Annotated in this window: 12 protein-coding genes; 6 read left to right on the top strand and 6 right to left on the bottom strand. The window is 42.4% G+C overall.

Going from position 1 to position 13,903, the window contains the following annotated elements; translation table 11 throughout:
• The 4 genes from K1X82_12420 to K1X82_12405 form a co-directional block, all read left to right on the top strand.
• On the top strand, positions 1-1,544 hold a 1,544-nt coding region (locus K1X82_12420), incomplete at its 5' end, for a restriction endonuclease (GenBank protein MBX7182910.1).
• A 486-nt stretch (positions 1,545-2,030) separates the two neighbouring features.
• Positions 2,031-2,240 (top strand): helix-turn-helix transcriptional regulator, encoded by a 210-nt coding sequence (locus K1X82_12415; GenBank protein ID MBX7182909.1) that lies wholly within the window; start codon positions 2,031-2,033, stop codon positions 2,238-2,240.
• A gap of 46 nt (positions 2,241-2,286) precedes the next feature.
• Positions 2,287-2,619, top strand: a complete 333-nt coding sequence (locus K1X82_12410) for a HipA N-terminal domain-containing protein (GenBank protein ID MBX7182908.1) — start codon at positions 2,287-2,289, stop codon at positions 2,617-2,619.
• Positions 2,616-3,557: a HipA domain-containing protein gene (locus K1X82_12405; GenBank protein ID MBX7182907.1), complete on the top strand. Its 942-nt coding sequence runs from the start codon at positions 2,616-2,618 to the stop codon at positions 3,555-3,557. The genes K1X82_12410 and K1X82_12405 overlap by 4 nt, the downstream gene beginning before the upstream one ends.
• A 348-nt stretch (positions 3,558-3,905) precedes the next feature.
• On the opposite strand, the gene K1X82_12400 is transcribed toward K1X82_12405, so the two are convergent.
• Together K1X82_12400 and K1X82_12395 are read right to left on the bottom strand one after the other, a co-directional pair.
• Entirely contained in the window at positions 3,906-5,303 is a 1,398-nt protein-coding gene (locus tag K1X82_12400; protein ID MBX7182906.1) for a RagB/SusD family nutrient uptake outer membrane protein, read from the bottom strand.
• Between the two features lie 12 nt (positions 5,304-5,315).
• Positions 5,316-8,474, bottom strand: coding sequence for a TonB-dependent receptor (locus K1X82_12395; GenBank protein ID MBX7182905.1), 3,159 nt, complete (start codon positions 8,472-8,474; stop codon positions 5,316-5,318).
• Positions 8,475-8,621: 147 nt separating this feature from the next.
• On the opposite strand from K1X82_12395, the gene K1X82_12390 reads away from it, so the two are divergent.
• Complete coding sequence (locus K1X82_12390; GenBank protein MBX7182904.1) at positions 8,622-9,977, top strand: SpoIIE family protein phosphatase; 1,356 nt, start codon at positions 8,622-8,624, stop codon at positions 9,975-9,977.
• A gap of 72 nt (positions 9,978-10,049) precedes the next feature.
• Positions 10,050-10,532: an rRNA maturation RNase YbeY gene (gene ybeY / locus K1X82_12385; GenBank protein ID MBX7182903.1), complete on the top strand. Its 483-nt coding sequence runs from the start codon at positions 10,050-10,052 to the stop codon at positions 10,530-10,532.
• Between the two features lie 421 nt (positions 10,533-10,953).
• Here the strand turns inward: ybeY and K1X82_12380 are convergent, their stop codons facing one another.
• The 4 genes from K1X82_12380 to K1X82_12365 are packed head-to-tail and all read right to left on the bottom strand — an operon-like array spanning position 10,954 to position 13,775.
• The gene (locus K1X82_12380; GenBank protein ID MBX7182902.1) at positions 10,954-11,994 is read right to left on the bottom strand and encodes a sensor histidine kinase; all 1,041 of its coding nucleotides are present in this window, start codon (positions 11,992-11,994) and stop codon (positions 10,954-10,956) included.
• Positions 11,987-12,343: a DUF4296 domain-containing protein gene (locus tag K1X82_12375; GenBank protein ID MBX7182901.1), complete on the bottom strand. Its 357-nt coding sequence runs from the start codon at positions 12,341-12,343 to the stop codon at positions 11,987-11,989. The genes K1X82_12380 and K1X82_12375 overlap by 8 nt, the downstream gene beginning before the upstream one ends.
• The gene (locus tag K1X82_12370; protein ID MBX7182900.1) at positions 12,340-12,852 is read right to left on the bottom strand and encodes a GNAT family N-acetyltransferase; all 513 of its coding nucleotides are present in this window, start codon (positions 12,850-12,852) and stop codon (positions 12,340-12,342) included. The genes K1X82_12375 and K1X82_12370 overlap by 4 nt, the downstream gene beginning before the upstream one ends.
• Positions 12,852-13,775 carry a sugar kinase gene (locus K1X82_12365; protein ID MBX7182899.1) on the bottom strand — a complete coding sequence of 308 codons (924 nt, stop codon included), beginning with the start codon at positions 13,773-13,775 and terminating at the stop codon, positions 12,852-12,854. The genes K1X82_12370 and K1X82_12365 overlap by 1 nt, the downstream gene beginning before the upstream one ends.
• Positions 13,776-13,903 lie beyond the last annotated feature (128 nt).

Raw genomic sequence — 13,903 nt, 5'->3', positions numbered from 1 at the left:
GTATTGACTTAATGAGCAAAGACTGTGAAGTCCGCTACATCATAACCATAAACGCACTGAAAGAAGGTTGGGACTGTCCGTTTGCTTACATCTTGGCATCGTTGGCAGACAAGAGTTCGGCAGTGGATGTTGAACAGATTTTGGGCAGAGTTTTACGCCAGCCGTATGTGATGAAACATAATTTTCCATTGCTCAATTTGAGTTATGTATTAACGGCTTCATCAAAATTCCTTGACACTTTAGACAACATTGTGAAAGGTTTGAACAAAGCAGGTTTCAGTGACAAGGACTATAAATTGGCTGACCCTGCAATGTTGGAAGAAGCCAAAAAGCAAGACCCTTTACAACAACTTACTGTTTTCTCAACTAGCGAAACACCAACGGAAGATATTACTTCGGACATTGACACCACCCGAATTACAGCACCATCAGAAACAGAGTTGCCAAATACAACCGTTTCAGAAATTGAAAAAACTGCCATTGAACAAAATGAAGCATTTGAAAAAACGGTTTCCGAAATGGAAGCCAACCATACAACGGCATTGCCAAACGAAATACAACAACTTTTGAAAACATATAGTATTAAAGACATTTTCAGAGAACAGGCAGAGCAAATCAATTTGCCACAGTTTTATTTAAAAGTTCCTGCCAACGACTTGTTTGGCAAGAAAGAAGAAGAATTGCCTTTAGAAAAAGAAAATCTTTTAGAAGGTTTTGCATTGAGTAAAGCTGACACCAACATTGCGTTTGACAGTATTACTTCTGAACTCTATAAAGTTGACTTGGACGAAACCAAAAAAGAACATACGCCAACATTTGTAAGGCTTGACGGAGAAGTGAAAGAAAGTGTAATGACATACATTCTCGACCCTTCACGCAAAGATAGCCGAGTAAAGAATTTCACTAAACGACTGATGGACTTAATCGGAAATATGTTTCCAATTCCAGACAAGGAAATTGAAAAATACATCAACCGAATTTTAGAAGATTTCAAAGATGAGCAATTCAGCGACTTGGCAGCTAACGAATACACTTACAAAGACAAAATCAAGTTCAAGATAATTGCCCTTTCAGAACAGTTTGCCGAAAAGAAGTTCAAAGACTTTTTAGACACTGACAAAGTGTTTATCAAACCATCATTCACATTACCAAAAAGTATTTCACCAGGCGACACAGCAAAGGACATCACCAAATCGCTTTACGAGAAAGAAGGAAGTATGAACGGCTTTGAAGAACGTGTAATCAATGAAATTGGTAACATGACAAACATCGCTTTCTGGACAAGGAACATAGAACGAAAAGGGTTTAGAATTAACGGCTTTGTAAATCATTATCCCGATTTCATCATTCAGACAAAAAGCGGAAAGACAATTTTATTAGAAACCAAAGGCGACCATTTAGACGCAGAACAAAAAATAAGACTTGGCAGACTTTGGGCAAGTAAAGCAGGTAATAATTATCGTTATTTCATGGTTTACGAAAGGCGGACAGTTGACGGAGCATATAAATTAGAAGACTTTTTTAACATCATAAAAGACATTTAGCCCACGCATTTGGTGGCACATTTGCAAAACCGCACAAGCCAACATTAATGCCAAGTTTTGCAAAAGACCAACCAAACTGACTTGTCCTGAACTAGGTTGACAGAATTGTTAACTATATTTCGCACAAAAAATGAGTCAAAAAAGAAAAACAAAAGAGGAAATTGTTGCCGAGTATTTAACCGGGAACTACTCTTATCGGGAACTTGGATTGAAATAGGATATTCCATTTCGCAGTATTTGCGATTGGGTTTTGGAATATCAAGGTCGAAAACCAACATGGCGAGAATAGTTGAAACGCAAACTGGAAAAAGAAACAGGCGTAAAAAAGCCTGAATTACTAAACGAAGTTAAGCTCCTACATTTTCGAGTCATTCTTGTAATTATCATACCCGATAAGGTATACTTATCTTGTCTCGTTAAAAAACATACCCGAAAGGGTACAAATATGGAAACAAATACTATATTTGCACCCAAAAGGGTATAAAAATGAACCTTGCAGACTTTGTAAAAGACAAACGTAAATCGGTGAAGCTCACCCAGCCCGAACTGGCCGAAAAGGCCGGTGTAGGCTTGCGTTTCATCCGTGAACTGGAACAAGGCAAGGAAACCTTGCGATTGGACAAGGTAAACCAGGTGTTGCAACTTTTCGGCTATGAGGTCGGGGCAGTAACCAAAACCAACACAACCGATACCTAAATCAATAATTCCTGATTCCTGATTAAAAAATTCCAGATTCAACCAAATGCGTAAAGCGGCTATAAAAATAGAAGAGCAATTAGCCGGATGGCTTACCCAGGATGAGCAAGGGTATCATTTTGTATACGCCCGGGCGTATGCAGCACAGCCGGGCGCCCAGCCGGTAAGTTTAACCTTGCCGCTTCGTGAAGCACCTTACACATCAAAAGTACTGTTCCCTTTTTTTGATGGCCTGATACCGGAAGGGTGGTTGCTGGATATAGCTGAAAAGAACTGGAAACTGAATCCCAGAGATCGGATGGGATTATTGTTGGCCTGTTGTAAAAATTGCATCGGTGCAGTGAGTGTAGAGGAAGTAAAAGAGGAGGATACACCATGAGCAACTGTCTGTTTTGTTATCAGCCCCTGGCCGCAAACGAGCAGGATTTTCATATATCCTGTTCAAAGAAAATTTTTGGACAGCCTTCTCCTCCGGATTTGCCCTATTCAGAGGAAGACCTGGAACAATTGGCCAAAGAGGTAATACAGAGCCAAACAGCAGTAACAGGAGTGCAGGCTAAGCTGTCCCTGCACATCACCGGCAATACTAAAGGTGGCACCAAACGCAAATTTACTATTGTGGGCTTATGGGGTGGGTATATTTTGAAACCGCCTACCGCTTTGTACCCGCAATTGCCGGAAGTGGAAGATGTAACCATGCATTTGGCCCAATTAGCCAAAATAAAAACAGCACCACATAGTTTAATTCGTCTGCAATCTGGCAACCGGGCGTATATAACCAAGCGGATAGACCGTTCTAAAAAGGGGAAATTGGCCATGGAAGATATGTGTCAACTTACCGAACGGCTAACCGAAGACAAATACCATGGCAGCTATGAGCAGATTGGCAAAGCCATTCAAAAGCACTCAGTAACTCCAGGTTTGGATGTGGTGAATTTTTTTGAACTAGTGCTCTTCTCTTTCCTTACAGGCAATGCCGATATGCATTTGAAGAATTTCTCCTTACTGGAGCAGCCGGGCTTGGGTATGACTTTGTCACCGGCTTACGATTTGGTGAATACTGCCTTAGTAAATCCTGCCGATGAAGAAGAAATGGCATTAACCATCAATGGCCGGAAGAAGAAGCTTAACAAGCAGGACTTTGTTGCAGCGATGAATACATTGAAGGTGGAAGAAAAGCAGCAGGAAAACATCTTTAACAAGATGGCCAAGGCGTTGCCCAAATGGCAGGAGTTGATAGACCGCAGTTTTATGAGTTATGAATATAAAGAACAGTATAAAGCAATTTTAACGGAAAGAATGCAACGCTTACAATAGCTGTCCTTTCCTGATTCCGGATTATAAGGTTCAAGATTAAAGGAAGTACCAGGGAAAAGAAATAGAAATACTATCCGGAAAATCGGTGTTTGGAAAACATTTACCCCAATAACACTCCAAATTGCTTTAAACCAATTCTTTGTTAACATTGGTGTAGTTCGACTTTGCACCATCGGGCAACGATAGAGGCAAGTAGCCCACAGGACACCGACGGCGCTAGCCTAGGGGGACGAGGACTACAGCCGATAGCGTGACCCGAATGCCCATAGCAAATGCTGTAGAAAGTTGCAAACAGTCGGTTGGGCAGAGGGGGCCCGCCAACTATTATCCCAAAGTAAGCCGGGAAATTTAAGGGTTCTGCTCCATCAATGGATTACCCGAAATCTCAGCCTGGGGAATTTTGAACAATACCGATGGATCGTTGTAAGCCACACCATCGCGGAGATTTTGCTGCATACGCTTTAAATTGTGTAAACGATCGCCCTCAAAACACAACTCACGGCGGCGCTCCTTGCGTATTTTATCCAACAAACCATTGGGATTGGTCTCGGCAACATAGTTGGCCTTGTAAGCCCGTTGGCGCAAGAGATTATAGTAAGTCATGGCCTCGGTAACATCTCCATTTCCACCGGGTAATAAATTGGATTCCGCCGCAATTAAATACATTTCGGCAAGGCGCAAAATGCTGATATTGATAGGAGAAGACGTAGGTTGATTGTACTTTTTGGTAAATTTTCTATTCGCAAAATCCTTCTCCAACAATTGGGTTTTTCTAAAATCAAGGCTATCAAAACTATCATACAAACTATCCGAAGCGGTAAAAACCGGATTGTAAGCCCTGCGATAAAACCCTTGTAAACTGTTTGAATTATCGGTGGTTAAATTAATTAACTGAAAAATATTCTCCTCCGTTGAGGCATTGCCTGTTTGAAGGTAAACTGTTGGAAGACTGTCGTTTAAGGAGTAATTTCCGCTATTGATTACCGTAGTTGCTGCCGTGTAAGCTTCGCCGTATTTGCCCATCATAAATAAAATTCGAGCTTTGTATGCGGTTGCTGCCATAGCTGAAGCTCTGCCTATGCTGGTAGTTTGTCCGGCTTCGGTAAGCAGGGTGATGGCTTGGTCGAGGTCAGCCAAGGCTTTCTCATACACTTCCTGCACCGGGGTTCGGGCCATTTCAATGGAAGCTTGGTCGAAGCCGTCGAGAATGGGTTTTACACGGTAAGGAACACCGGGTTGGGTGTTGGAAGTGCTGTTGACATCGTAAGGCAAGGCAAACAAGCGAACCAACTCGAAATGGGTGATGGCACGCAGAAAAAGGGCTTCACCCTTGATTCGGCCCTTTTTGGCATCAAAACCATTTTCGGTAATTTTATTGTTATCAATAACATCTATGACGTTGTTGCAACGGTTAATAACCGAATAGGCATCGGACCACATACTTCCCAACATGCCAATTTGAACAGTGGTTTGGCGAAAGTAAATTTCGCGGGTGCCGAAGTTGCTGAGTTTGGTTTCGTCTACCTTGGTGTCTTCGGCCAGGAAATCGCTGAGGGCCACGAAATTACCACCAAAGGTATTACCGCTTTGCAAACCATCATAGGCGCCGGTTAGCACGGTCTCCAGGTCTTTTACCGAGGTGATGGCACCCCCGTTTTCGATAATCATTTTAGGTTCCACATCCAAGGCTTTTTGGCAAGAAAAGAAGGATGCAAGGGCAAGTATAAACAGGTAACTTTTTTTCATTGTCGGTAGCAATTAGAAGGTGATGTTGATTCCGGCGGTGAATATTTTGGCTTGTGGGGTTGGCTTACTGGGCGAAGCAAAACTGATGTTGGCATCCTGGCTGTTTCCGGCCGGAGTGTTACGAAGCACTTCGGGGTCCCAACCGGGGTACTTCGTAAAGGTTAATAGGTTTTGAGCCGTAACAAAAATCCGCATTGAACCCAGTTTCATTTTGTTGGCAAACTTTTCGGGGAAATTATAACCCAGGGTAATGTTACGAAGACGTACAAAAGAGCCATCGTAAAGGAAGCGATCGCTGTTTACAGGAACATAATTTTTGTCGAGGGCCGGCACATTGCTTTGGTTTTGGGCAGTCCAGGCGTTCAAAATTTCGGTTCGTTGAGCCTGTCCGGTATAATTTCCGATTTGGTTTTTGGCCGCATCATCGTAAATGGTGTTGCCGTAAACAAAGATGAACATAAAGCTAAGGTCTATCCCTTTCCAGCTTAGGTTATTGGTGATACCGCCAAAGAATTTAGGTACGGGAGAACCACGTGGAACCCGTTCATCGTAGAAGGAACTACCCGGAAAACGGTTCACATCGTCGGCTGTTCCGGAGCCTTTGGTATCTACACCATAAGCCATTAAATTTCCGTTTCGGTCATAATACAAAGCTTCACCGGCTCTAACTGAAAAGGTTTGGTTAGAACCATCGGAATTAAGCACCGCGTTTCCACTCGCATCAAATTTTTGTAGTTCCTGGTCGGTTTGGGATACACCTGCATACCGAACCAGGTAAGCGATACCAACCGGAAAGCCTTGTACTACACGGGCGTCACCGCCTACTCCATTGTCGAAAGCATCGGGAGGAAGGCCATTTACATCGGTTACTTTGTTTTGGTTCATGGCCAGATTAAAATCGGTACTCCATTTAAAACCTTTATTGAGTTGACGGGTGGTCAAACTAAATTCCCAACCGGAGTTTTGCAGTTTACCAACATTTTGCAGAACCGAACTAAAGCCGGTGCTGGTTGGTAATTTGATATACAAAAGGAGGTCGGAGGTTTGTTTGTTATAGTAGGTGATGGTTCCGGAAATTTTGTCTTTGATCAAAGCAAAATCAAGGGTTACATCGAGTTGCTGCGATTTTTCCCAGCTCAGGTTAGGATTTGGCAAAGTAGAAGGAATAAGTCCGTTTTGTCCGTTGTAACCATTGGTAGTTACATAATAACCCAATGCTGCAAAATCGCCGATGTTAGCGTTTCCTGTAAAACCATAAGAGGCTCTGATTTTCAGGTAGGTTAATACCAGACTGTTTTTGAGGAAATTCTCATCCGAGATAATCCACCCGGCTGAAAATGCCGGAAAATATCCCCAGCGGTTGTTGTCTCCAAACCTGGATGAACCATCGGCCCGCATGCTTAAACCAAGCAGGTAACGGTTCATTAATTTGTAATTAAACCTTAAAAAGTAAGACGTGAAAGCATAACCGGTTTCGTAAGCATAGCCGCTTTGGTTTCCGGAGCTGGCACTTCCCGGATTTGTTAAATAGTCGTTCGGAAGATTTAATCCTTGCAAACCAACTCCACGGGTGTAGGAGTGTTGGTAGGAATTACCCAAGGTGATATTAAAATTAGACTTTCCGGCATCTTTATTATAGGTAAAGAAGTTGTTGGTGGTATAGTTTAGCACCAGGGTTCTGCGATCGTAGGCATTGGAAGTAGAAGTGCTGTCTTGTACATTTCGGAAGTTGTACTCATTTTCCCATTGGTTAAACACATCTAAACCAAATTCGCTGCGGAAGCTCAGGTCTTTATAAAGTTGTAAATCGCCATACACATTGGCCACGGTTCGGAATACATTGGTTTTATATTTTTTGGTAGACAAGGCCCAAACCGGATTGTCGTAGGCATTCCAATAGCCCCCCTGTTGGTCGTAAATAGGAATATATGGAAGAAGTTCCTGGGCGCGGCCAAGTCCACCCTCGTCGCCCATTGGCACCCGGTTGTTTACGCTATAGGTGAGACCGGTGCTTGTTCCCAGCTTAAAGATTTTACTGGCTTTGTGGTCGAGGTTTATCCGCCCATTGATACGTTCATAGGAATTTCCAACCAGGAAGCTATTCTCTTTGCGGTAAGTACCTCCCACATAAAACTGGGTTTTTTCGTCACCACCTTGAGCGCTCAGGTTAAATTCGTGCAAAGAACCGGTGCGGATGGTTTGATCTATCCAGTTGGAACCTCCGGCAGCGGCAATGCTATCGGCCATGGCACGGGTAACACCGGAACCCAGGTTGGTGGTAGGCACATCGGCTGCAAAACCGTTTCGGGCAGCAGCAGAATCACGCAAGGCGAGCTGCTGTTTGGCATCTAAGTATTCCAACACCCTGGCCGGAGTAGTAACCCCACCGTAATAACCTGCCGAAAACTTGGTTTTTCCGGCTTTACCGCGTTTGGTGGTAATCAGCACCACACCATTTGCTCCTCTTGAACCATAAATTGCGGCCGCGGCGGCGTCTTTTAAAACTTCGATGCTTTCAATATCGTTGGGGTTGATATCTGCCATAGCGGAGGTACGGCTTCCTTTACTAGGGTCGCCAAAATCGCCGGTGGTAATTGGAATTCCATCTACTACATAAAGTGGTTCGCTACCTGCCGAAATAGAACTTGTTCCTCTCACCTGCACCTTAACAGCACCACCCGGAGCACCATTGGCACTGGTGATTTGAACACCGGCGGCCTTTCCTTGAATACTTTGTTCAAAGCTGGTCATAGGAACGTTTTGAAGGTCTTTGGCCTTAACTGTAGAAATCGAACCGGTTACATCACGTTTTTGGGTTGTTCCATAACCAACAGCCACTACTTCGGTTAGCATTTTCTTATCCTCTTCCATTTTGATTAACCCCAAATCCAGGTCCTTTCCGGCAACCACTTCAATGGCTTTTTTAAGCTTGGCATAACCGATGTAGGAAAACACCAGGTTGTATTTTCCGGGTTTTACATTGGGTATGGTAAAATCTCCTTCTAAATCGGTGGTATTGCCAATGGTGGTTCCTTCGATTACCACGGTGGCTCCGAATAGGATTTCATTTTTTTGGTCGGCTACCTTTCCGGAAATGGTTTGGCTAAGTGTCATGTTTACACTTAGCATAAATATCACGAAAAGGCTTATCTGCGTAAGGATTTTATTCATAGAACGCGGGGTTAATTAAGGTGAAAACAGAGGGGTGAAGGTAAGAAAAATCGAAAATACGAAGTAAAAATTTTGTCAGAGCTTCCCTGCCCGGATAGCTTATGTCCGGATAAAAAGCCCTTTCAATTCGGTTAGAATGGTCTGAAAATGACCGAAATACTAGTAACTTTTTTATTTGTGTCAGGTATAAAGCCTCCCATTTCCCCTCCAAAAGAGGAATTTAACATGCTTCTTGCTACCCAAACCAACAGAGGCCTTTTGCAAACCCTGATTCAGAAAAACCTGGACGGGGTGATGGTTTTTGACCTTTCCAGAAAACTACTTGTTTGGAACGAGGCTATGGTTCGTTTATCAGGAATTGATACCTCCCTGGCTTTAGGAAAAGACCTTTTTGACCTTTGTCCGTTTCTGAAAGACATTGGTGAACAATCCTTTATTTCACGGTGTTTTGCAGGAGAAGAAGCGCTTTCAAAAAACCGTCCATTCTTCTTCCCATTTACTGAAACAAGAGGTTACTTCGAAGCACATTATTTTCCGATGACCGACGAATTAGGACAGGTAAGTGAGGTGCTTTGTTTTTTCAAAGATTGCACGGAGGCAAGCCTTTACGACGATAGTTTGGTTAACCTGACCGAAAGTTTAAGAAAGAAGTTAATGGCCAGAACAGAGGAATTGATAAAGGCCAATGTTCAGTTAAAAGAGGAGGTTAAAAAACGAAGACGATTTGGCTTTGAAGTGCTTTTGAAGAATATCGAGATGACAGATAGTATTTCGTATGCCAAGGAAATACAAAATGCTATACTTCCCCCAATTAATCGAATAAAAGAGTCTTTTGGGGATCTTATGCTCTTTTTCAAACCCCGGGATATTGTAAGTGGGGACTTTTATTGGTTTCACCGCAAAGACCATTTGGCATATTTGGCAGCCGTTGATTGCACCGGACATGGTGTACCGGGAGCCTTGCTAAGTATGCTTGGATACAATGCCTTAAACCAGGCCGTAAATGAACAAAAACTCATCCACCCGAACCACATTTTAGCTTACCTGGACAAAGAAGTAACGGAGGTGTTTAAATCTGCCCATGTTAGCGTGAAAGATGGTATGGATGTTTCCATTCTTCAGTATAATATCCTAACCCGGTCGATTGAATTTGCCGGCGCTATCAATCCTCTTTTTATCATTCGAAACGGGGAGTTAATAAAAATAAAAGGAGACCGTTATCCAGTTGGTCCCGGCATTTCTGAAAATAAAAACTTCACTAACCATGAAATAAACCTTCTTCCGGGTGATGGGGTTTACCTTTTTTCAGATGGTTATGCCGACCAATTTGGAGGGCAACATGGAAAGAAAATGAAGTATGAATTGTTTAGAAAATTGCTGACAAAATGCAACGAACTTTCCATGGATGAACAATTCCACTTGATTGAATCAACCTTTAGGTTTTGGCAGGGAGATTTGGAACAAGTGGATGACGTGTTGGTATTGGGGTTCAAGGTGGAGTAAATTATTAGTCTTTCACCAAGATTTTTTTATGTGGCTAATCCTAGCACATTTGCTGCTACATTTACTACCCCAATGGCTGAGATTAATTTTGTTCGAGAAGTTCCGGTATTCAAGATTCCACGAGTCCGAGAAACCATTTCTATGTTAATGGAAATTGCTGAACAAGAGAAAAAGACGGTAGAGAAAATTGTATACTATTTCGTTACCGACGAACGTCTTTATGAAATTAATAAACAACATCTCAACCACGACACTTTAACCGATATCATCACCTTTGATTATTCATACTCAGACCATTACGACAATCGCTTGCTGGTATCTGAAGTCTATGTAAGTGTAGATCGGGTAAGGGAAAATGCAACTTTATTCCAAACCAGCTTCGATATTGAGCTTAAAAGGGTTTTGTTTCACGGAATATTACATCTCTGCGGCTATAAAGATAAAACAAAGGAAGAACAATTTGAAATGAGGGAAAAAGAGGATTTTTACCTCGAAGCCTATGCTAAAAAATTCGCCGTTCCCCGCAAAATGCGTAAACGGGTTAAATTGTTCTAATTTTTCTTTTTCGCTTATTCGTAAACACAACAGCAAGGAACAACTTTCTTTGTACCCGGCAGGTTTGTATTGCCACTGCAAAAGTTGTTTAGGCAACTACTACCAATTTGCAATCGATATTCTTCCAAAGTTATTGAACTTGGTTTGAAAAGATACCTCCTTGCAGAAAACAAATAGATACCATAACAAGTTGGATTAGTAGCTACAGGCGGAGGTTGCACCCTCGGGCAACGATAGAGGCAAGTAGCCCACAGGCGCACGCGGCGCTAGCCAAGTGGGCCGAGGACTACAGCCGAAAGCGTGACCCGAACGCCTGTAAAGAAATTTCAGGAGTTGCACAAATCTAATTGGGCGGAGGGGGCCCGCATACTACGTATTAAAAAAATTGTCTTTCCCTTCCGGTTAGTTTTTTCGGCAAACCCTATTTACTTCCCAGTTTTTGAATTGAAAATGAAAAGGTAGTCCCTTCTCCTTCCTTGCTTTTCACATTAATCTGCTCTTCGTGGGCTTCAATAATGTGTTTCACAATACTTAATCCCAAGCCACTACCGCCGGCCTCTCTCGACCTGCTTTTATCAATCCGGTAAAACCGTTCGAAAATCCTGGGCAAATGCTTCTCCGGAATCCCAATTCCATCGTCCGAAATTTCCACCCAAATTTTTTCTTCCGTATCAAACAATTGCAGCTCCGTCTTTCCACCCTTCTTCCCATACTTAACCGAATTCATCACTAAATTCGTTAACACTTGCCTTATCCTATCCTTATCGCCAATTACTTTCAACACCTTATCCGGCTTCTTTTCCAACTTCACCTTGATATCGCGGTCCTTGGCTTTCTTTTCCACACTTTCAATAACCTCCTTAATCAGGTCCACCAGGTCAAATTTGGTTTTATCTAAGGTAATAACCCCACTTTCCAACTGGGTAATGGTTTCCAAATCCTCGACTATGGTTATCATTCGTTCCACACTTTTATCGGCCCGTTTCAAATAATCCACATTAATTTCCGGATCCTCCAAACCACCATCCAACAAGGTATGTATATAGCCTTGAATGTTAAAAATGGGGGTTTTTAACTCGTGCGATACATTTCCAATAAACTCCCGGCGATAGGTCTCTAGACGCTTCAATTGCTCCAACTCAGCCTGGTTGCTACTCGACCATTTCCTGGCATCTTGCTCTGCCCTTTCCAACACATCTCCGCTTTCTACCCCTTCTTGCGATTTATTTATTCCGGTTAACTTGTACAGCAACTTTACTTTCTCATTAATCAACTCTTCTGAAAAATGCTTGAAAATAAACCAGGCCCCAAGCGTTACCCCAACCGAAACAACCAAACATAAAACCAAAATATGGTCCCTTTCCCCGATAAAAAAACCAACCAATCCAACCAACAAACAACTTAAACCACCCAACCACAAAGCAGGCTTTATGGCCATGTTAGAAGAAGAGGAACTATTCATGAGTATTGGCTTGATAATTAAGCTGTTGCTTTTCTAACAACAACAAGGTTTTAGAAAAAATAGAATCCAACTCGTCCGGATATTGGGCATAAAAATTCAAACTGCTATCTATTTGCGCCTTCGTGGTATTGTGCTTTTTCAAAACCGCTTCGTAATACTGATCATACGAGGCTTTGGTTGTATCGTGGTTAATCAGTACCAGGTTATTAGCAGCTTCAATCAGGTAGAATTCGGCTTGTATTTGCGACAAAGTATCGGCCTTCAGCACTCCTTGCGGAACGTTCAACCTATCCTTTCCACAGGAAAAGAATAACAAGCAGCAAGCACTAATAAACTTTAGCTTTTTCATTCCTTCAGTTTAGCATAAATCAATTGATCACACCACTGGTCGGCCTTAAAACAAGCTTTTTTTAACCTACCTTCAAAACCATAACCACAGCGTTCCAAAACTGTTACCGAGGACCGGTTCCAACTAAAAACCAAGGCTTCCAACCGAACCAATTCGGTATTCTGAAAAACGTAACTTGTATAGGCCCGAAGCACTTCGCTCATAATCCCTTTGCCCCAGTATTTTTCCGACAACCAATACCCTATCTCACTGCCAAATCGGTTTACATCATAAAATGATTCCAAGCCAATTCCCCCAACGGCTTCCCCATTTATTTCAATGGCAGCAAACCGGGTTAAAGTCTGCCCCACAGCTAAATTCAAAAAAGCATCGGCATCATCCAAGGTATAAGGCCAAGGAAAAGAATCCCGCAGGTTGATAGAAATGTTTCGGTTGTTTGCGTGCAAAGCCAGGTTGTTTCTATCAGACCATTGCCATGGACGAAGAATACAGCTTTGCAACGAAATCATTAAACCAAAGATATATCAAATTGAACCAATTCAATAAATTCCTGTACCCTTTCATCTACCTCTTCCTGACTCAATCCGGCAATTCGTTCTGTTCCAAACTTCTCTACACAGAACGATGCGGTAGCTGAACCAAAAATAATGGCACGTTTCAGGTTGTCAAACGAAATGTCCTTGGTTTGATCTAAATATCCTATAAACCCTCCGGCAAAACTATCTCCTGCTCCGGTCGGATCAAATACATCTTCCAATGGCAAGGCAGGTGCAAAAAACACATTCTCCTTGTTAAACAACAAAGCACCATGTTCTCCCTTCTTAATAATCAAATACTTAGGCCCCATGTCAAGGATCTTTCTAGCCGCCTTAACCAAGGAATATTCTTTGGTCAACAAACGAGCTTCTTCATCATTCACGGTCAACACATCCACCATTTTTATAGTCTCCAACAAATCGTCCCAAGCAGTTTCCATCCAAAAATTCATGGTGTCCATCATAATAAGTTTCGGACGTTTTGGCAATTGTTTCAATACGGCCTGTTGCAATTTCGGCATGAGGTTGCCCAACATCAAAAATTCGCAATCTTTAAAGGCCTCAGGCACCACCGGAGTAAAATCACCCAAAACATTGAGCTGGGTGTCCAAAGTATCGCGGGTATTCATATCAATATGATATTTACCCGACCAAAAAAAGGTTTTTTGATCTGCTTTAATTTGCAAGCCTTGGGTATCAACACCGTGGCGGTTTAACATATCGATATACTCTTGCGGGAAATCACCTCCAACAACCGATACCAGGTTGATTTTATTGGTAAAATACGATGCCGCAAGGCTAATGTAAGTGGCAGCGCCTCCTAAAATTTTATCGGTTTTGCCAAATGGGGTTTCAATAGCATCGAATGCAACGGTGCCAACTACTAATAGACTCATGATGAATGTGTGGAATTAATTTTCGGGAGGCGAAATTAGACAATGAATTGGAAATTTAATGAAATTAATGGAACTGATTTTCGGCAGTTTTTTTTAGTTATTTATTTGGCGGGCCCCCTACCGCCCAA

This window comes from Bacteroidia bacterium (assembly GCA_019695265.1).
Classification (GTDB): domain Bacteria; phylum Bacteroidota; class Bacteroidia; order JAIBAJ01; family JAIBAJ01; genus JAIBAJ01.
This window is presented reverse-complemented; position numbering and strand designations above follow the sequence as displayed.

Coding starts and splice junctions, on each gene's coding strand:
- K1X82_12375 (MBX7182901.1), bottom strand. CDS start 12,343: ATGAAAAAGCTAAAGTTTATTAGTGCTTGCTGCTTGTTATTCTTTTCC.
- K1X82_12380 (MBX7182902.1), bottom strand. CDS start 11,994: ATGAATAGTTCCTCTTCTTCTAACATGGCCATAAAGCCTGCTTTGTGG.
- K1X82_12370 (MBX7182900.1), bottom strand. CDS start 12,852: ATGATTTCGTTGCAAAGCTGTATTCTTCGTCCATGGCAATGGTCTGAT.
- K1X82_12405 (MBX7182907.1), top strand. CDS start 2,616: ATGAGCAACTGTCTGTTTTGTTATCAGCCCCTGGCCGCAAACGAGCAG.
- K1X82_12395 (MBX7182905.1), bottom strand. CDS start 8,474: ATGAATAAAATCCTTACGCAGATAAGCCTTTTCGTGATATTTATGCTA.
- K1X82_12400 (MBX7182906.1), bottom strand. CDS start 5,303: ATGAAAAAAAGTTACCTGTTTATACTTGCCCTTGCATCCTTCTTTTCT.
- ybeY (MBX7182903.1), top strand. CDS start 10,050: ATGGCTGAGATTAATTTTGTTCGAGAAGTTCCGGTATTCAAGATTCCA.
- K1X82_12410 (MBX7182908.1), top strand. CDS start 2,287: ATGCGTAAAGCGGCTATAAAAATAGAAGAGCAATTAGCCGGATGGCTT.
- K1X82_12365 (MBX7182899.1), bottom strand. CDS start 13,775: ATGAGTCTATTAGTAGTTGGCACCGTTGCATTCGATGCTATTGAAACC.
- K1X82_12390 (MBX7182904.1), top strand. CDS start 8,622: ATGACCGAAATACTAGTAACTTTTTTATTTGTGTCAGGTATAAAGCCT.
- K1X82_12415 (MBX7182909.1), top strand. CDS start 2,031: ATGAACCTTGCAGACTTTGTAAAAGACAAACGTAAATCGGTGAAGCTC.